The 19,857-nt window shown below is 51.4% G+C and carries 13 protein-coding genes and 3 tRNA genes; 10 read left to right on the forward strand and 6 right to left on the reverse strand.

The genetic code is table 11. The annotated features are described in order from the left end of the window. The first annotated feature begins 108 nt into the window (after positions 1–108). Genes ptrA through recD form a run of 3 tightly spaced genes read left to right on the forward strand, consistent with a single transcriptional unit; the run spans position 109 to position 8,440 of the window. Positions 109–2,994 (forward strand): pitrilysin, encoded by a 2,886-nt coding sequence (ptrA, locus tag AB3G37_RS04500; RefSeq protein ID WP_369789842.1) that lies wholly within the window; start codon positions 109–111, stop codon positions 2,992–2,994. Continuing rightward, positions 2,994–6,563: an exodeoxyribonuclease V subunit beta gene (gene recB, locus AB3G37_RS04505; protein ID WP_369789843.1), complete on the forward strand. Its 3,570-nt coding sequence runs from the start codon at positions 2,994–2,996 to the stop codon at positions 6,561–6,563. Before ptrA ends, recB begins: the two co-directional genes overlap by 1 nt. Further along, positions 6,560–8,440: an exodeoxyribonuclease V subunit alpha gene (gene recD, locus AB3G37_RS04510; protein WP_369789844.1), complete on the forward strand. Its 1,881-nt coding sequence runs from the start codon at positions 6,560–6,562 to the stop codon at positions 8,438–8,440. Before recB ends, recD begins: the two co-directional genes overlap by 4 nt. Before the next feature lie 66 nt (positions 8,441–8,506). Here recD and argA read toward each other — a convergent pair whose 3' ends face one another. Continuing rightward, positions 8,507–9,832, reverse strand: coding sequence for an amino-acid N-acetyltransferase (gene argA / locus AB3G37_RS04515; protein WP_009637058.1), 1,326 nt, complete (start codon positions 9,830–9,832; stop codon positions 8,507–8,509). A gap of 224 nt (positions 9,833–10,056) precedes the next feature. Here argA and amiC point away from each other — a divergent pair, with 224 nt between their 5' ends. Continuing rightward, complete coding sequence (gene amiC / locus AB3G37_RS04520; RefSeq protein WP_369789845.1) at positions 10,057–11,319, forward strand: N-acetylmuramoyl-L-alanine amidase AmiC; 1,263 nt, start codon at positions 10,057–10,059, stop codon at positions 11,317–11,319. 101 nt (positions 11,320–11,420) lie between these two features. Here the strand turns inward: amiC and AB3G37_RS04525 are convergent. The 3 genes from AB3G37_RS04525 to AB3G37_RS04535 form a co-directional block, all read right to left on the reverse strand. Beyond that, positions 11,421–11,497: transfer RNA gene (locus tag AB3G37_RS04525), tRNA-Met, on the reverse strand. 58 nt (positions 11,498–11,555) lie between these two features. Further along, positions 11,556–11,632 (reverse strand) — tRNA-Met (locus tag AB3G37_RS04530). A 92-nt stretch (positions 11,633–11,724) separates the two neighbouring features. After that, positions 11,725–11,801, reverse strand: a tRNA-Met gene (locus AB3G37_RS04535). 219 nt (positions 11,802–12,020) lie between these two features. Here AB3G37_RS04535 and mltA point away from each other — a divergent pair. After that, entirely contained in the window at positions 12,021–13,199 is a 1,179-nt protein-coding gene (gene mltA, locus AB3G37_RS04540) for a murein transglycosylase A (RefSeq protein WP_369789846.1), read from the forward strand. Positions 13,200–13,227: 28 nt separating this feature from the next. After that, positions 13,228–14,094, forward strand: coding sequence for a tRNA cyclic N6-threonylcarbamoyladenosine(37) synthase TcdA (gene tcdA / locus AB3G37_RS04545; protein WP_009638328.1), 867 nt, complete (start codon positions 13,228–13,230; stop codon positions 14,092–14,094). 69 nt (positions 14,095–14,163) lie between these two features. Here the strand turns inward: tcdA and csdE are convergent, their stop codons facing one another. Together csdE and csdA are read right to left on the reverse strand one after the other, a co-directional pair. Further along, positions 14,164–14,598 (reverse strand): cysteine desulfurase sulfur acceptor subunit CsdE, encoded by a 435-nt coding sequence (gene csdE, locus AB3G37_RS04550; protein WP_369790892.1) that lies wholly within the window; start codon positions 14,596–14,598, stop codon positions 14,164–14,166. Between the two features lie 12 nt (positions 14,599–14,610). Continuing rightward, a complete protein-coding gene (csdA, locus tag AB3G37_RS04555) occupies positions 14,611–15,828 on the reverse strand; it encodes a cysteine desulfurase CsdA (RefSeq protein WP_369789847.1) in 1,218 nt (405 codons plus the stop codon). A gap of 200 nt (positions 15,829–16,028) precedes the next feature. Here csdA and AB3G37_RS04560 point away from each other — a divergent pair, with 200 nt between their 5' ends. The 4 genes from AB3G37_RS04560 (at position 16,029) to rlmM (ending at position 19,119) form a co-directional block, all read left to right on the forward strand. Beyond that, positions 16,029–16,250 (forward strand): YgdI/YgdR family lipoprotein, encoded by a 222-nt coding sequence (locus tag AB3G37_RS04560; RefSeq protein ID WP_009638331.1) that lies wholly within the window; start codon positions 16,029–16,031, stop codon positions 16,248–16,250. Positions 16,251–16,628: 378 nt separating this feature from the next. Beyond that, positions 16,629–17,555: a transcriptional regulator GcvA gene (locus AB3G37_RS04565; protein WP_369789848.1), complete on the forward strand. Its 927-nt coding sequence runs from the start codon at positions 16,629–16,631 to the stop codon at positions 17,553–17,555. Positions 17,556–17,627: 72 nt separating this feature from the next. After that, complete coding sequence (locus tag AB3G37_RS04570) at positions 17,628–18,023, forward strand: DUF423 domain-containing protein (RefSeq protein ID WP_009638333.1); 396 nt, start codon at positions 17,628–17,630, stop codon at positions 18,021–18,023. Continuing rightward, positions 18,016–19,119, forward strand: a complete 1,104-nt coding sequence (gene rlmM, locus AB3G37_RS04575; RefSeq protein WP_009638334.1) for a 23S rRNA (cytidine(2498)-2'-O)-methyltransferase RlmM — start codon at positions 18,016–18,018, stop codon at positions 19,117–19,119. Before AB3G37_RS04570 ends, rlmM begins: the two co-directional genes overlap by 8 nt. Positions 19,120–19,857: the final 738 nt, after the last annotated feature.

Genomic DNA, 19,857 nt, shown 5'->3' on the forward strand with positions numbered 1-19,857 from the left:
CTATCTGCTACCCCTGAGGTCTTAATTATTAAGTACGCTTTTGGTTACGGGCTCGCACCATCCGACTCTTTAGCCTCTTTTTTATTTTTTATTCAAGGGAGACAGGTAATGTTGAAACAGCTTACCCGTGTAAGCGGGTTACTGTTGTTGATGACGTTTTGGGCCCCCGTAGTCTGGTCCGCAACAGACTGGCAACCAATTACAGAAACAATTCATAAAAGCCAGAATGATCCTCGTCAGTATCAGGCTATTAAATTAGCTAATGGCATGACGGTATTGCTGGTCTCTGATAATCAGGCTTCTAAGTCCTTGGCAGCACTTGCCGTTTCCGTGGGTTCTCTTCAGGACCCTAATGGACAGTTAGGTTTGGCGCATTTTACCGAACATATGTTGCTGATGGGTTCAAAAAAATATCCGAAACCTGAAAGCCTGTCAGAATTTCTGAAAATGCACGGCGGCAGCCATAACGGCAGTACGGCTTCTTATCGCACTGCGTTCTACCTTGAAGTTGAAAACGATGCCCTGCAAGAGGCGGTAGATCGCCTTGCCGATGCGGTAGGTGAACCGCTATTGGACCCCAACTATGCCGACAAAGAACGCAACGCCGTAAACGCTGAACTGACGATGGCGCGCTCACGCGACGGTATGCGCATGGGCCAGGTCAGAGCTGAAACACTGAATCCTGCGCACCCTGGTTCTCGCTATGCGGGGGGGAATCTCGAAACCCTGCGCGATAAGCCGGGAAATAAACTGCATGATGCGCTGGTGGACTTTTACCATCGCTATTACTCCGCAAATCTAATGGTCGGAGTCATTTACAGCAACAAGCCTTTGGCTGAACTGGCACAGATTGCCTCCGACACCTTTGGCAAAATCGCTAATCATAACGCTACAGTGCCGCCTATCACTGTACCGAGCGTTACGCCTGCCCAACAGGGAATAATCATTCATTATGTTCCGGCCGAGCCGCGCAAACAGCTGCGTCTGGAATTTGCCATCGACAATAACAGTGCTGCCTTCAGGAGCAAGACAGACACCTATGTCAGCTATCTCATAGGAAATCGAAGCACTAATACCCTGTCTGATTGGCTGCAAAAACAAGGTTTGGCAGATGGTATCAGTGCTGGGGCAGACCCTATGGTGCAGCGAAATCAGGGGATCTTTGCTATTTCGGTGTCCCTCACTGATAAGGGCATGGCTAATAAAGATCAGGTCATTGCCGCTATTTTCAATTATCTGTCTCTTATCCGCTCTCAAGGTGTGAAAAAAGAGTATTTCGATGAAATCGCTCACGTAATGGCGCTGGATTTCCGCTATCCGGCGGTCACCCGCGACATGGACTACGTAGAGTGGTTGGTTGATACCATGATTCGTGTACCGGTCGATCACGTGCTGGATTCGCCTTATATCACCGACCGATTTGATCCGCAGGCGATTGATAACCGGTTGGACGGGTTGACGCCAGAGAAGGCGCGTTACTGGTTTATCAGCCCTGATGAGCCGCACAATAAAATGGCCTATTTTGTTGATGCACCCTATGAGGTTGATAAAGTCCCAGCCGATGATTTTACTAAATGGCGTCAGATGGAAGGGCAAATCAGTTTATCTTTACCTAAGCTGAACCCGTATATTCCTGAAAATTTGGATCTGGTAAACAAAAGCGATACGCAAACGCATCCTGAACTCATTGTTAATCAGAAAGGTTTGCGCGTCCTTTATATGCCAAGCCACTATTTCAGTGCTGAACCCAAGGCCGACGTTACTTTGGCATTTCGTAGCCAAGAGTCTCTAGATACGGCTAAAAAGCAGGTGATGTATGGTCTGAATGATTACCTGACCGGTGTAGCCTTTGACCAGCTGAGCTATCAGGCGTCGATCGGCGGCATTAGTTTTTCCACTAGTCCAGATCACGGCCTGGAGTTCAATGCCAACGGCTTCACCGATCATTTGCCTGATTTGCTTAGCGAGCTGGTGGAGGAATATCCAAAGGTAGTGCCGACCCAACAGCAGCTCGATCAGGCTAAATCATGGTATCTGGAGCGGCTTGATTCTGCCGACAAAGGCAAGGCGTTTGAACTGGCGTTACAACCTGTGCAGCTGATCTCCCGTATCCCATACAGCGAGCGTGATGTGCGCGAGAAGCTGGTGAAAGACATTACTCTGCAAGAGGTTACAAATTATCGTAAACAATTGCTGGATAAAGGGGCGTTGGAAGTATTGGTCGATGGCAATATGACTGCTGATGAAGTAAAGAAAATGGTCAGCAATATTCAGGCCAGGGTGAAGCCTCAGGGGACAACATGGTGGCGAGGTAGCCGCATCATTGTGAACCACCCGCAGAAGGTCAACATGCAGCGGGTGGGTACTTCAACCGATTCTGCTTTGGCGGCAGTCTATGTTCCAGTGGGCTACGATGAAGTCCGCAGCATGGGCTACAGCGCCTTGTTAGGGCAGATTATCCAGCCTTGGTTCTACAGCCAGTTGAGAACGCAGGAACAGCTTGGCTATGCTGTATTCGCCTTCCCAATGCCGGTTGGCAAGCAGTGGGGAATAGGTTTCCTGCTGCAAAGTAACAGTAAACAGCCTAAATATCTTTATGAGCGTTATCTGGCGTTTTACCCGCAGGCTGAAAAACGCCTGCGTGAAATGAAAGACAGCGAGTTTAGTCAGTATAAGCAGGGGCTATTAAGCGATATGCAGCAACGCCCGCAGACTATGGGCGAGGAAATTGGACGATTTTCTGAAGACTTTAGCCGTGGCAACGATCGGTTTAATACCCGTGAGAAAGTGATTGCGGTCATCCAGGGGCTGACTCAGAAAGAACTGGCTGATTTCTATCATCAGGCGGTGATTAAGCAAACCGGGTTTGCCATGCTTTCTCAAGTTTCAGGAAAGGATAGCCAAACGCCTGCGTATGCGGCTCCTGTCGGTTGGAAAACCTATCCGACGACGTCCAGTTTGCAAAAAACCTTTCCACATCAGGTTAATAAATAATGACAGTAATAATCCCGCACAAGCTTAATCCTCTGACTTTGCCGCTATCCGGCGAACGACTTATTGAGGCTTCTGCGGGCACTGGAAAAACGTTCACCCTGGCTCTGCTGTATTTGCGATTGCTATTGGGGCTGGGCGGGCAGGCAGCTTTCGCCCGCAGGTTAACGGTAGAAGAAATTCTGGTGGTGACCTTTACCGAAGCGGCAACCGAAGAGCTGCGTGGGCGCATCCGTAGCAATATTCATGAGCTAAGGCTTGCCTGTATTCGTAAATCCAGCAATAACCCAATGCTGGCGGCGTTAATGACTGAAATTGCTGACCTTTCTGAAGCTGCATCGACTTTATTGGCGGCAGAGCGGCAAATGGATGAGGCGGCAATTTACACCATTCACGGTTTCTGCCAGCGCATGTTGATGCACAATGCCTTTGAATCCGGGATCTTATTTGAGCAGACGCTGATACAAGACGAGATGCCGCTGCGTCGACAGGCCTGCGCCGATTTTTGGCGACGCTATTGTTACCCATTGCCGCTTGATATTGCTCGGATTATTTCTCAAGAGTGGAGCGGCCCTGAGGCGCTGTTAGCTGATTTGTCATCTTATCTCCACGGAGAGGCTCCACAATTGCGCTTTCCGCCGGAACAAGGGGAAACGCTGGAGAGCCGACATCAGCGAATTGTTGCGCGCCTGAATGATATCAAGCAACAGTGGTTATCCGCTGCGGCAGATATCGAGGCCATCATCACTCAGTCTGGGGTAGATAAACGCAGCTATAGTACTCGTTTTCTGCCCAACTGGCTGGTGGCCGTGGCTGCCTGGGCCTCGCAATCCACCGAAAGCTACACTTTGCCGAAGGAGCTTGAGCGTTTCCGGCAGTCGGTTCTGCTGGAGAAAACAAAAAAAGGCGAGCCGCCGCAGCATGCAATTTTTGACGCGATTGACCGGCTTTATGAAGAATCACTGACGATTCGCGATTTGGTGATTGCTCGCGCGCTCACCGAAATACGTCAGTCTATAGCCGAAGAAAAGCGTCAGCACGCCGAGTTGGGTTTTGATGATTTGCTGAGCCGTCTCGACAATGCCTTACAGCAGCCTTCTGGAAATCTATTGGCACAGGCGATCCGTCAGCGTTATCCACTGGCGATGATCGACGAATTTCAGGACACCGATCCACAACAATATCGCATCTTTAATTGCCTTTACGGTAATCAACCGCAGTGTGGACTGCTGCTGATCGGCGACCCAAAACAGGCAATTTATGCTTTCCGTGGCGCCGATATTTTTACCTATATGCGCGCACGCTCTGAGGTCAGTTCTCATTACACTATGGACACTAACTGGCGATCCTCGGTGTCGATGGTCAGGAGCGTGAACCAGCTATTTTCCCGGCTAGCGTCACCGTTTCTGTTTTCGCAAATTCCGTTTATATCCGTGCAACCTGCGTCAAAAAACACGGCGCTTGGTTTCGAGCTTCACGGCAAAACTCAACCGGGGATGCAGTGCTGGGTTCAGCCGGGAGAAGGCGTTGGGGTAAACGATTATCAGCAATTTATGGCGGCACACTGTGCGGCGCAGATCCGCGATTGGTTAACTGCTGGGCAGCAGCAGGAGGCGTGGTTAATCGAAGGCGAAAAACGTCGGTCGGTGCAGGCTTCTGACATCACAATTTTGATCCGCAGCCGTCGCGAAGCGGCATTAATCCGCGATGCGCTCAGCATGCTCAACATCCCTTCTGTTTATCTTTCAAATCGTGACAGTGTGTTTGATACTCCGGAAGCGCTCGATGTGCTTTGGCTGCTACAGGCGGTCTTGACGCCAGAACATGAAAGAACCCTGCGCAGTGCCATGGCAACCGGTTTGATGGGTTTGGATGCCTTGACGCTAGACGCGCTGAGTCAGGATGAGATCGCCTGGGACAAACTGGTAGACGAGTTTGACAGCTATCGTCAGCGCTGGATGCAACGCGGTGTATTACCGATGCTTAAAAACCTGATAATGCAGCGGCACATTGCCGAAGACCTGCTGGCAAATCCCGGGGGTGAACGGCGTTTGACCGATCTACTGCATCTGGGCGAACTATTGCAGGAAGCGGCGGCACAGCTCGACAGCGAGCATGCGTTGGTACGCTGGCTGGCACAGCAGATAGCGCAACCCGACTCTCAGGCCCAAAGCCAGCAGCTGCGTCTGGAAAGTGACAAACATCTAGTAAAAGTAGTCACAATCCATAAATCCAAAGGGTTGGAATACCCGCTGGTCTGGTTGCCATTTATCAGTAATTTCCGCCAGCAACAGCGGGGCCTGTATCACGATCGTGAAAATTTTGCCGCTTTGCTGGATCTAAGCGAGGATGAGCAAACTCTTCAGCTCGCCGAGGAGGAGCGTCTGGCAGAAGACTTGCGTCTGCTGTATGTCGCCCTGACTCGTTCGATCTATCACTGCAGTATCGGGATTGCGCCATTGATTCAGGGTACGCGCAAGAAGCAGGGTGACACCGACCTGCATCTTGGCGCTTTGGGTTATCTGGTTCAGAACGGGCAGGCGGGTGATGCGGCATATCTTGCAGAATGCCTGCAAAATCTGGCTGATGAAAACGTTGCCGTTACTGCCGTCGAACCGATTGATTCGACAGTCTGGATTCCGCCCGAGTTAAAGACGCCGCAGCTTGCCGCCGCGCACCTGACCCGGACTTTGGCCGATTTTTGGCGCGTTACCAGCTATTCCGGGCTACAACAGCACGGCTCGGCGCTGGCACAGGATCTGCTGCCAAAACTTGATGTTGATGCTGCCGGTGAACAACCGCAGGACAGCGAGCCGCAGATGACGGCGCATAGTTTTCCGCGTGGTGCGTCCCCCGGTACGTTCTTGCATAGCCTGTTCGAAGAAATTGATTTTAGCCAACCCGTCGACCCGGAGTGGTTGCAGGAGATGCTTGAGGCACAGGGTTATAGCGCTGAGTGGTTGCCGATTTTGCAAGAGTGGGTCGATACCGTATTGACCACGCCACTTGATGACACCGGTATGTCGCTTAGCGCTTTGGAACCTGCGCAACATCAGTCCGAATTGCAGTTTTATTTGCCTATCGACGGCCTGTTGAAACCGCAGGATCTCAACGCGTTGGTGCAGCATTACGATGCGCTGTCAGCACAGTGCCCACCGCTAAATTTCCAGCAAGTTCGTGGCATGCTAAAGGGCTTTATTGACCTGGTTTATTTCTGGCAGGGTCGTTATTACCTGCTTGATTATAAATCCAACTGGCTTGGCGAAGACAGCAGCGCATATACCCAGTCGGCCATGGAAAATGCCATGGCGCAGCATCGTTATGACTTGCAGTATCAGCTCTATACTCTGGCCCTGCACCGATATCTTGGGCATCGGTTGGCGGACTACAACTATCAACAACATTTTGGCGGCGTGGTGTACCTGTTTCTCCGAGGGGTCGATTCTAATAAGCCTGACAACGGCATTTTCCGTCGACGCCCCGATGAAGAGTTTATTCATTCGATGGACGCCCTGTTTAAAGGTGAGCAGTTGCCGAGGTTGGCATCCCTGCAACAGGAGAATGCATCATGATGGCGCTTTATGAACAGGCGATCGCTTTGGGCGCTTTACGTGCGCTGGATGTGCAGTTTGCTCGCATGGTAGCAGGAAATGATCCGGCGATAATGTTGGCGGCTGCCAGTCTTAGTGCCGAAGCCGGGCGCGGGCATGTTTGTCTTCGGTTAAGTGAATTACAACCCGATACGCTGTTTGAGGGGCGCTTTCCTGCTTTGGCCAGCGGCCTGTGGCAGGCTGCCGGTGAGCCAGATGAGGCGGTTTGGCGAGAGCTGCTTGCCCGTAATCCAGCGGTGGGGGACGGTAGTCAGGCCACCCCGATAGTCTTGCAGCAACAGCGGCTTTATCTGCAGCGTATGTGGCAGGATGAAGGCCAGGTTGCCGCATTCTTTATCAATGATGAGCCCAATCCTTTATTGGCGCTGGGTGAGCAGGGTAATGAACTGGCGGTGGATGAACCTCGCCTGCGAGCGGTGCTTGACCAGCTGTTTGGTGCTGCCGAAAGCGATGAGGTTAACTGGCAGAAAGTTGCCGCTGCGGTGGCAGTAACACGAAGAATTTCGATTATATCAGGCGGACCCGGTACCGGAAAAACTACCACCGTGGCCAGGTTATTAGCCGCGCTGGTACAGCTACAAAGTGACAGGCGCCTGCGTATTCAGCTTGCTGCGCCAACCGGCAAGGCTGCGGCAAGGCTGACTGAATCACTGGGGCAGGCCAGCCGTCAGCTTGATTTAACAGATGAAGAGCGTGGCCAGTTTCCTGATGAAGCCTCTACTCTGCACCGCCTGTTGGGTGCTCAGCCTAATAGCCAGAGGATGCGCTATCATCAGGGCAATCCACTGCACCTTGACGTGCTGGTAGTTGATGAGGCTTCGATGGTGGATCTGCCGATGATGGCGAGGCTGATTGCCGCGCTGCCTGCGAAGGCCAGGGTAATTTTTCTGGGTGACCGCGATCAGTTGGCATCAGTTGAAGCGGGTGCCGTGCTGGGTGATATCTGTCGTTTTGCGGAACAGGGTTACAGTCCCGCTCGCGCCGATCAGTTGCAACGTCTAACGGGTTGCCTGGTAGAGGGTAATGAACTGGAACATCCAGCCAGCGTGCGTGATGCGCTATGCCTGTTACGTAAGAGCTATCGCTTTGATGCCAGTTCGGGAATAGGCATTTTGGCGGCAGCGGTGAATGCCGGTGACAGCCCGTTGGCACGCCGGATTTTGTCACGTAATTTAGCCGATCTCGGCAATTTTCCGCTTAGCGAGACTGACGATTTTAAATCCCTGCTCGACGCCTGTGTTGCCGGTTACCGCCCTTATTTGCAGGCGGTAGCGGCGAGTGCCGATCCTGTGGTGATCTTAAAAGCTTTTGGTGATTTTCAAGTGCTCTGTGCCTTGCGCGAAGGCCCGTTTGGGCTAGCAGGTTTAAACGAGCGTATCGAGCAAATGTTGCAACGTCAGGGGTTAATTCGCCGACCGATAGCCCTCGGCGGTCGCTGGTATGCAGGTCGTCCAATAATGATCAGCCGCAACGACAGTGCTTTGGGATTATTTAATGGGGATATCGGAATTGCGTTACATAATGAGCTGGGTGAGTTAAGAGTTTATTTCCAACTGCCGGATGGGCAAATCAAGTCAGTACAGCCGAGCCGCTTGCCAATTCACGATACCGCCTATGCCATGACAGTGCATAAATCTCAGGGATCGGAGTTCGAGCATACGCTATTAGTTTTGCCTAATCATTTTTTACCAGTGCTGACGCGCGAGCTGGTCTATACCGCGATTACTCGAGCCAAGCGGCAGTTATCGCTGTATTCCAGTGAGAAAGTGCTGGGATTGGCAATTCGAACTCCAACACAGCGACGCAGTGGGTTAGTTGAGAGGCTAACAGCGGGTTAAATTGAGATAAAGTAAAAGGCGAGGTCATTTCACCCCGCCTTTTCAAATGGTCTACAGCAGGCTTATTTACAGGTCGGCAATCAGGATCTTGGAACGACGCTGATAGTTGTACATTTCCTGCTTTTGAATCGGCAGCACATCAACGTCTGCAGGTTTGAAGCCACGCTCCTGGAACCAGTGAATGCTGCGCGTAGTCAAAACGAACAGCTTGGTCAGGCCCATTTGCCTGGCGTGACTCGCAACGCGTTTCAACAGCATTTCCCCGCGCGAAGAACTGCGATAGTCGGGATGAACGGCAACGCAGGCCATCTCGCCAATTTTCTCATCAAGGAACGGATACAGTGCCGCACAGGCGATGGTCAGGTTATCTCGTTCAATGATGGTAAATTTGTCGATTTCCATTTCCAACTGCTCGCGAGAACGGCGTACCAAAATACCCTGCTGTTCAAGAGGGCGGATTAATTCCAGTATTCCGCCAATGTCGTTGATAGTCGCTCGGCGCACTTGTTCAGAGCTTTCCATCACGACTTGTGTACCAATACCGTCGCGCGAGAACAGCTCCTGTATAAGCGCACCGTCTTCCTGATAGCTGATCAAATGACTGCGACGCACGCCGCTGCGGCAGGCTTTAACCGCCCCGCGCAGGAAACGCACGGTTTCTGAATGATACTCGCCAACGTCTTCAATCTTGTCGATGAAAATTTGCGCATCATTGGGGAACAGTTCGGAAATAATATTGCCATCTTCGTCGCTAACACCCTGCTCGGCGCCAAAGCCAATCATTTTTTCTGCTTTAAGTTTAACAGCCAGCTGGGTCGCCACTTCTTCGGACACCAGATTAAAACTTTCTCCGGTCACAGAAACAGCAACGGGACCCAGCAGCACGATGGCATTGTTGTCGAGCTGACGATGGATCGCCTCTTCATCGATACGGCGGATGCGGCCGCTGTGGCAATAATCCACGCCGTCATCAACCCCAAGCGGCTGCGCAATGATAAAGTTGCCGCTGACGACGTTGATATGCGCGCCTTGCAGCGGCGTATTGTTCAGACTCATCGACAGACGAGCCGTAATATCGAGCTGCAAAAGTCCGGCAGCCTGTTTCACCAACTCCAGAGCACGGGCATCGGTAACGCGAGTATTCTTGTGATAAGTCGGCTCATAGCCATGCTCGGCAAGGTTGCTGTCGATTTGTGGACGTGCGCCATAAACCACAACCAGCCTAATCCCCAGGCTATGTAACAGCCCGATATCATTGACTATGTTTGTGAAATTCTCATGTTCGATGGCCTCACCACTGAGCATGATAACGAAAGTCTTACCCCGGTGAGCATTGATGTAGGGAACTGAGTGGCGAAAACCTTGGACCAATTCAGTGCTTCGTTCCTTCACGGCAAAACCTCTTTTGCATTTTTATTCGTAATTTTCGTATTTTTATTCTTTTAGGGCTGTGTGGCAAGTAAGAAATCTCTGTTTTTGAAATTCAATTATTTCTAACCTACCAAAAACTGAAAAATCCTGACAATCCTGTGGGTGACAGTGGGAGAAGAGTTCGTTAAAGTTTGTCTCATTGCTTTTTGTTACCTTTATTCATCTTTAGATATCTTTGAGACTACATGCCTGACGAACAACATAATTCTGGCCGCCGCCTTCTCCTGCAAAGTGCTGCGGCAACCTTGTTGTTGAGCGTGAGTCGTATCGGTATGGCTGCCTCTTCGCATGTTGTTGCAGTCCGTGTCTGGCCTTCCTCGACCTATACCCGCGTTACTCTTGAATCCAACTATTCGCTCAAGTATAAGCAGTTTAGATTACAAAACCCTGCTCGACTGGTGGTGGATATTTCCGGAATTCAGCTTAACTCGGTGCTTAAAGAGCTGGGGCAGAAAATCACCTCAACGGATCCAAATATTCAGCAACTGCGGGTTGGGCAATTCGACACATCAACCGTTCGCCTGGTGATCGAGTTAAAGCAACCCATCAGCCCACATCTTTTTACCCTGACGCCAGTTGCAGAATTTCGTCATCGGCTGGTTATCGATCTTTATCCCGAGAATAATCCGCAAACCAGCAGTGATGGTGAGAGCGATGATCCGCTATTGGCGCTGCTTGAAGATTACAATCGAGGAAATGTTGCCAGGACCTTACCGCCAGAAAAGAAAAAGGATGGGAGGGCAGGGCATCAACGGCCAATTATTATTATGCTCGATCCCGGTCACGGCGGTGAGGATCCGGGAGCAATAGGTAAACATAAAACTCGTGAGAAAGACGTGGTGCTGCAAATTGCGCGGCGATTGCAAAAACTGATCAAGCAGCAGCCCAATATGACTGTCTATATGACTCGCAATGAGGATATTTTTATTCCATTGAAGGTCCGGGTTGCCAAGGCGCGCAAGCAGCGAGCCGATCTGTTTATTTCGATTCACGCCGACGCGTTTACCAGTCGCGCCGCACGAGGATCTTCTGTGTTCGCACTTTCGACCAAAGGGGCAACCAGTGCCGCCGCGCGTTTTTTAGCCCACACACAAAATGAGTCGGATAAAATAGGTGGAGTCAGTAAAAGCGGCGATCGCTATCTGGATCACACCTTATTCGATTTGGTGCAAACCGCCTCTATCAATGACAGCCTGAGGTTTGGTAAAGAGGTGCTAACTCGCATCGGCAAGGTCAATCATTTACACAAGCACAAAGTTGATCAGGCCGGGTTTGCAGTGTTGAAAGCGCCGGATATTCCATCAATTCTGGTTGAAACGGCTTACATCAGTAATCTTGAAGAAGAGCGTAAACTGCGAACTGCTCATTTCCAGCAGCAGATAGCCGAGTCGATTTTAGCAGGGATCAAAGCTTACTTCGCCGATGGCGGCATGCTGGCAAGGCGCTAGATCGAACCAATAATGATTAAGAAGGGGGTAAATTACAGGCAAAAAAAAACACCCTATTGGGTGCTTGTTTTTAACAGCTTCTTTTCTAAAAGACATTAGATTGGTTGCGGGGGCCGGATTTGAACCGACGACCTTCGGGTTATGAGCCCGACGAGCTACCAGGCTGCTCCACCCCGCGTCCGTCTAATGCTTGCTGTCTTCTTCTTCACTACTTCCCATCGTGTACTTCAGTCAGTTGGTTGCGGGGGCCGGATTTGAACCGACGACCTTCGGGTTATGAGCCCGACGAGCTACCAGGCTGCTCCACCCCGCGTCCGTTTACTGCTGACTTACTCTACACTATATACGCTATTAAATCACGTACTTATCGAACGCTTTATCCAATTCTTTTCAACTGCATCGAATTGGTTGCGGGGGCCGGATTTGAACCGACGACCTTCGGGTTATGAGCCCGACGAGCTACCAGGCTGCTCCACCCCGCGTCCGATGGAGGCGAACTATACTCCCCGTGAGAAATGATGCAACCCCTTTTTGTATTTGATTGAGATAAAGCGTTTTATTGCTCCCTTTTTGCTCATTGTGCTGGTTAATCCCTCTATTTTTCGTTAAAGCATTTTTTTGTTGGGTACAATTCCTTTCCTTACTCCCCTTTGTTATCGTTCTCACCAAAGATTTTCCCCCCTGAGCAAGAGAGTGCATTAATGAAAGGACGTTGGACTAAGTATTTGCTGAGTGGACTGGTAATCGCCATTTTGGCTGGCTGTTCATCCCGCCCCACCGATCGGGGCCAGCAATATAAAGATGGGCGACTCGATAACGCGCTTGAGTATGTCAATCAGCCCAATGCGACCGGCAAAGCCGTCAATGCCAGAGATTACGCTGACCAGGTCTTGGAAGTGCAAGCCGCGTCTTCAACCTTATATAACCGTAACAACTCAAACTATAGTGCGATTGAGCAATGGGCTCGTGCTGGTGCCGACACTCGCACCCTGAGTCAGTACGGTATTAGTGCCTATCAAATGGAAGGTGCCGACAATTTCGGCAATGTGCAGTTCACTGGCTACTACACTCCGGTGGTACAGGCCCGTTATACTCCGCAGGGCGAATTCCAGTATCCGCTTTATCGTATGCCGCCAAAGGCACGCGGCGGCCGTTTACCTGACCGCGCCTCTATCTATGCCGGTGCCCTGAGCAGCCGTTACGCGGTTGCCTATACCAATTCCCTGATGGACAACTTCATGATGGAGGTGCAGGGCAGTGGTTATGTTGATTACGGCGACGGTCGTCCGTTGACCTTCTTCGGCTACGGCGGCAAAAACGGCCATGCGTATCGCAGTATCGGTAAAATCCTTATCGACCGTGGCGAAGTCGCGCGTCAGGATATGTCGATGCAGGCAATTCGTCATTGGGCCGATACTCACAGCCCGGCCGAGGTTCTCGAGCTGCTGGAACAAAATCCTTCTTACGTGTTCTTCAAACCTGAGCCTTACACCCCTGTTCGCGGCGCGGCGGGCGTTCCATTGGTGGCCAAGGCATCAGTAGCATCAGACCGTTCCCTGATCCCTTCAGGTACCACGCTGCTGGCTGAAGTACCCGAGCTGAATAACGAAGGCAAATTTACCGGCAGATACCATCTGCGCCTGATGGTGGCGCTGGACGTAGGTGGCGCGATTAAAGGGCAACATTTCGATATGTATCAAGGAATTGGTCCCCAAGCCGCGATTCCGGCAGGATTTTATAATCACTATGGCCGCGTATGGGTGTTAAAATCGTCGCAGGCCGCCCAGCCGTTTATGACCTCTTATCAGGAGGCACCGATGAGCGGTGGGTCCCAGCTGGTACCGGCTGATGGGGCCAAGAATCCTTTTGCAGACAATTAATAGTAAGTAGATAGAGAGGTTACTCAACATGGCAGCAGAATACTCTGAGGCTTATCAACAACGTTTCGGCGGCACTGCACGTTTATATGGTCAGCAGGCCCTGGCGCTGTTTTCTGCTGCGCATGTTTGTGTGATCGGAATTGGTGGCGTTGGGTCGTGGGCGGCTGAAGCCTTGGCGCGAACTGGAATTGGCGCAATAACGCTGATTGATATGGACGATGTCTGTGTCACCAATACCAATCGCCAGATCCACGCACTGCGCGAAAACGTCGGTCAATCGAAGACCGAGGTAATGGCGCAGCGTATTCTGGCGATTAACCCGGAGTGTCAGGTCACCTGCGTGGATGATTTTATTACCCCGGATAATGTCGCGGAAATGCTGAATCGTAATTTCAGCTATGTAATTGATGCAATTGACAGCGTGCGTCCAAAAGCCGCGCTGCTTTCATACTGCCGTCGCTATAAAATCCCGGTGGTGACTACTGGTGGGGCAGGGGGGCAAATTGATCCAACTCGTATTGAAGTCGCCGATCTGGCAAAAACTATTCAGGATCCTTTGGCGGCGAAGCTGCGTGAACGCCTGAAGAACGACTTCAACGTCACCAGGAACAACAAAGGCAAGCTGGGTATCGACTGCGTATTCTCAAGCGAACCGCTGATGTATCCGCAGGCCGATGGCTCGGTTTGTGCTTCGCGCGCTACTGCCGAAGGCCCTAAACGCATGGACTGCGAGTCAGGATTTGGTGCCGCGACCATGGTCACGGCAAGCTTCGGTTTTGTTGCGGTATCACACGTATTGAAGAAGATGATGGCCAAGGCTCAGCGCGAGGCTGCTAAACCCGTCGCCCTTGAAGCTACAGCTGCGTTGTCTGCACTTGTTCACCCAAGTCATTAACGGCAACCGGCGGCAGCAGATTCAAAGGCTGGCCGTTTTACAGTGACTAAGATGTTTAGTCTGTAAAATTTATAAGCAGGCGCGGGCGATAGTTTTCACGCCTTGCGCAAGTGCGGCCAACCCGCTGGCGCGGCTGCTGCTCAGCTGTTCGCGCAATTGCAGAGTATCGAATAATGCCAAGGGATCCTGATTCAGGATTTCCTCTGCCGTTTTCCCCTCGACCGCGGTTAATAATACGGCCAGCAGGCCTTTAACGATTCGGCCTTCGCTGTCGCCGTAAAAATGAATACCGCCGTTGTCCAACTTTTCAAACCCTAACCAAACGCGATTTTCGCAGCCAAATAGTTCAATATCGGCGATTTTCAACGATATTTCCAGCGGTGGTAGCGCCTTGGCTAGTTGCACCAGCTGACGGTAACGGTCTTCCCACAGGCGAAAATGGGAGAATTTCTCTATTAAAGAGGATTCGGTGATTTGGTATCCAAAAGGATGCGGGGCTAACATAGGTTCTCTCATTTAATCTGCTAAAAGCTCGACGGCAAACTTCACGCTCGACACCAGCCGCTCAACGTCCTGCCGGGTATTATAAGGAGCAAACGAGGCGCGCAGCGTTCCACTAACACCCAGCGCTTCGGTCAGTGGTTGGGCGCAGTGTTTCCCTGCGCGAAGTGCGACGCCTTTTTCGGCCAGTAGCGCGACAATATCACTGTGATGAATGCCTGCGATATCAAACGCCAGCACCGATGACCCGCGGCTACGGAAACTGCGAAAACCTTCAATGCTGCCCAATGCCTGCTCCGCAAAATCTGCAAGCTGAATACTATAGGCCTCCGCTGCGTCGCGTTCTACGCGGTTTAACCATTTAATCGCCGCGGCTAGCCCCAGCACTCCGGCAATATTCGGCGTGCCGGCTTCGAAACGTTGAGGAACCTGCTGTGGTATAAACGCCTGCATGCTGGTTTGCGTCAGCATTTTGCCACCACCGTGCCAGGCGGGCATGGATTCAAGCAGCGCCGTTTTACCGTAGAGCACGCCAATACCCGTCGGGCCATAGAGTTTATGGCCGGAGAAGGCATAAAAATCGATATCCATTGCTTTTACGTCTGTGACGCCATGCACTATGCCTTGTGCTCCATCGACCATCACTGGCGTGCCGTTGGCATGACAGAGGGCGATCGCGGCTACGAGATCGGGCTGACCACCCGTGACATTGGACATTTGGGTAATCGCCAGCAGGCGGCTGCGTGGGTTAAGCAAAGCAGGCAGAGCGGCGATATCCGGCAGGAAATCATCATTAAGAGGCAAAGTGATGACTTTGGCCTGACACTGTTCGGCCAGCATCAGCCAGGGGATCAGGTTGGCGTGATGCTCTGCCTGACTGACAATAATCTCGTCGCCCGGCTGTAAACGCGGGCGCAGATAGCTTTGCGCCAGCAGATTGATCGACTCGGTGGTCCCACGAGTCCAGATAATATCTTCTGCACGCGGGGCATTGATAAAATCGGCAACTGTTTGTCTTGCCTGCTCGAATTCTTCAGTTAATGACTGCGCGGCTTTATGCTGGCTGCGATGCACCGTCGCACCCGCATTTTGATAATAGTTCACCGTAGAATCGATCACTGCCTGCGGCGTTAACGCCGTTGCCGCACTATCGAGATAGCAGGGAGAGAGTGAATCATCTTCGCGCAGCGCCGGAAATTGGCGGCGGAAAGCGGTGAAATCAAAAGGCGTCATAGTGTTAAAATCCTGGTCTGGCCGATGTTTTACTTACTCGGATATATGGCTGCTTATGATGAAAAAGCAAATCTATATCACCTTTAAGAATGGTTACCTGGAAATTTACCAGATGCTTGTTATGCTGAAATAGGACGTCTGACGAATTTAAGCGAGGTTTTCCCCGCAAATTCAAGCATCTTAATCTACAGGAGTTAATTATGAAGAAGATCTTCGCGGTAGTTTCAGCTGTTTTACTTGCCGGTACCCTGGCTGCTTGTTCAAGCAACTATGTGATGCACACCAACGATGGTCGTACCATCGTGGCAGAAGGCAAACCAAGCACTGACAGTGACACCGGTATGATCAGCTACACGGATGCCTATGGTAACAAACAGCAGATTAATAAGTCAGAAGTAAAAGAGATGGTTGAAGGGAAATAATTCCTTCCGGGTGCCTTTTCTCTTAAGATGAGGCACCCCTAGCCAAAAAATGGTTAAAAAAAAGCACCGCAAAATGCGGTGCTAAAAAATCACTTTGGACAGACAGGGTAATGTACAGGAAGTGAAAATTTGTAGCGCTTAAGCTACTGGTCTGGATTGCCAGACAATACAAACACAACATCACAACCACAAGCCAAAAGCATCACGGCATCCTCATACCATTCAACTTTTCGTTCCGGCTACTGGAAGTGGCGCAACTATAGGTTTTTGCCTGTACATCCTCAATGGACAATTTATAATGTCTCGGATTAAAAAAACTAATAACTAAACTTGCGCCAAAGTCTTTGACTGATGGCTTGAATGAGAAGTGTCCACTTCATGTCTAAACGTTTACCTCCACTAAACTCCTTACGCGTGTTTGACGCCGCTGCTCGCCACCTTAGTTTTACCAAGGCGGCAGAAGAGCTTTTCGTCACTCAGGCGGCAGTAAGCCACCAGATCAAGTCACTTGAGGACTTTTTGGGCTTAAAACTGTTCCGTCGCCGTAATCGCTCGCTGTTGTTAACAGAAGAGGGGCAGAGTTATTACCTCGACATAAAAGAAATTTTCTCCTCCTTGAATGAAGCAACGCGCAAGCTTCAGGCGCGCAGTGCCAAAGGCGCATTAACGGTAAGTTTGCCGCCAAGCTTCGCCATTCAATGGCTGGTGCCTAGGCTGGCTGGCTTTAACTCAGCTTATCCGGGCATTGATGTGCGCATCCAGGCGGTTGATCGCGATGAAGACAAATTATCGGATGACGTCGATGTAGCTATTTTCCACGGTCGCGGCAACTGGCCGGGTCTACGCACCGAGCGTTTATATGCCGAATACTTACTGCCGGTTTGTGCGCCGTCACTGTTAATGGGCGACAATGCGCTGAAGACGCCCGAAGACCTGTCGAAACATACCTTGCTGCATGACGCTTCGCGGCGTGACTGGCTGGCTTATACCAAACAACTGGGGTTGCAGCATATTAATGTGCAACAGGGGCCGATTTTCAGCCACAGTGCCATGGTGGTTCAGGCTGCAGTACACGGGCAGGGCGTGGCGTTGGCGAATAATGTGATGGCGCAGACCGAGATCGAAGCCGGGCGTCTGGTTTGTCCGTTTAATGAAGTTTTAATCAGTAAAAACGCTTTTTATCTGGTTTGTCATGACAGTCAGGCAGAACTGGGTAAAATAGCCGCCTTTCGTCAGTGGATCCTGGCACGGGCTGCCAGTGAACAAGAGAAATTGCGCTTCCGCTACGATCAGCCGCAAACGTAAATCAGGATATCTCATGATTCAGGAGTGCCCTGGTTGCGCCTGAATCAGGAAAGTTGAAGGATAACGATAAAGATGACCAGTCGTGCAATGTTAATCTTTGCCGCACTCAGCGGTTTTGTCTACGTAGCATTTGGTGCATTCGGTGCACACGTATTAAGCCAGTCTCTGGGAGCCGCCGAAATGGCGTGGATCCACACTGGATTGGACTATCAGAGCGTACACACTCTGGCTATATTGGCACTGGGCGTTGCTATGCAGCATCGTAGCAGCCTGTGGTTCTATTGGAGCAGCGCGTGTCTGGCTCTCGGTACAGTATTATTTAGCGGCAGTCTTTATTGTCTGGCGCTGTCAGGACTCAGATTCTGGGTCTTCGTTACACCAATCGGCGGAACCTTCTTCCTGATTGGTTGGTTATTGATGTTAGTCGGCGCGCTGCGTCTGGGAAAAAAGGCTCAACGCCATGAATAATAAACTTGCACTCTACTGCCGCTCTGGCTTTGAGAAAGAATGCGCGGCTGAAATTACCGCCAAAGCGGCCGAAAGAGAAATTTTCGGTTTCGCCCGCGTGAAAGAAGGCAGCGGCTATGTATTGTTTGAGTGCTATCAGCAGGAAGATGCCGATCGTTTGGCGAAAGACATTCCTTTTCGTGAACTGATTTTTGCCCGCCAGATGCTGGTGGTCGGTGAATTGCTGAAAGATCTGCCGCCGGAAGACCGTGTCACGCCGATTGTTGGCATGTTGCAGGGGGTTGTTACCAACGGCGGTGAGCTGCGCGTTGAAGTTCCTGATACCAACGAAAGTAAAGAACTGACCAAGTTCTGCCGCAAGCTTACTGTGCCGCTCCGCTCCGCCATGCGTGAACAGCGCGTGCTGGGTAAAAAAGAGAACGCCATGCGCCCCGTGGTGCACGTATTCTTTATCGCGCCGGGATGCTGCTACGTGGGTTATTCCTACAGCAATAACAACTCTCCGTTCTATATGGGGATCCCGCGGCTTAAATTCCCATCCGAAGCGCCAAGCCGTTCGACACTGAAACTTGAAGAAGCATTTCACGTGTTTATTCCAGCCGATGAGTGGGAAGAACGCCTCGCCAGCGGCATGCATGCGGTCGATCTCGGCGCTTGCCCGGGCGGTTGGACCTATCAGCTGGTGCAGCGCAGCATGATGGTTGATGCTATCGATAACGGCCCTATGGCACCAAGCCTGATGATGACCGGACAGGTAACGCATCACCGTGAAGACGGGTTCAAATACAAACCAACGCGTAGCAACATTTACTGGCTGGTCTGCGACATGGTGGAAGTTCCAGCCAAAGTGTCCGCTCTGATGGGCGACTGGCTGGTCAACGGCTGGTGCCGCGAAGCCATCTTCAACCTGAAGTTGCCGATGAAAAAGCGCTATGAGGAAGTTTCACAGATCCTCGCGCATATGAAATCGCGTCTTGAAGAAAACGACATCAATGCGGAAATCTTTGCCAAGCAGCTTTACCATGACCGCGAAGAGGTCACGGTTCACGTACGTCGTTTCTGGCCTGTGGTGCCGGGCCGTCGCGACGAGCGCTAAATCCTCGTCGCCCTTGAAGCTGTGGCGGTGTTGGCTGCGTTTGTTCACCCCAGTCACTGACTTGTGTCAGCTCCCGGGGATTCTCAAACTGGCCGCCTTGCTACAACTCCAATGGCTTAGAGGAATATTTTGTGTTCCTTGAAGCTGTGGCGGCGTTGGCTGCGTTTGTTCACCCCAGTCACTGACTTGTGTCAGCTCCCGGGGATTCTCAAACTGGCCGCCTTGCTACAACTCCAATGGCTTAGAGGAATATTTTGTGTTCCTTGAAGCTGTAGCGGCGTTGTCTGCGTTTGCTCACCCCGGTCACTGACTTGTGTCAGCTCCCGGGGATTCTCAAACTGGCCGCCTTGCTACAACTCCAATGGCTTAGAGGAATATTTTGTGTTCCTTGAAGCTGTAGCGGCGTTGTCTGCGTTTGCTCACCCCGGTCACTGACTTGTGTCAGCTCCCGGGGATTCTCAAACTGGCCGCCTTGCTACAACTCCAATGGCTTAGAGGAATATTTTGTGTTCCTTGAAGCTGTGGCGGCGTTGGCTGCGTTTGTTCACCCCGGTCACTGACTTGTGTCAGCTCATCGGGATTCTCAAACTGGCCGCCTTGCTACAACTCCAATGGCTTAGAGGAATATTTTGTGTTCCTTGAAGCTGTAGCGGCGTTGTCTGCGTTTGCTCACCCCGGTCACTGACTTGTGTCAGCTCCCGGGGATTCTCAAACTGGCCGCCTTGCTACAACTCCAAT

Origin of the sequence: Rouxiella sp. WC2420 (assembly GCF_041200025.1) — a bacterium.
Taxonomy (GTDB): Bacteria; Pseudomonadota; Gammaproteobacteria; order Enterobacterales; family Enterobacteriaceae; genus Rouxiella.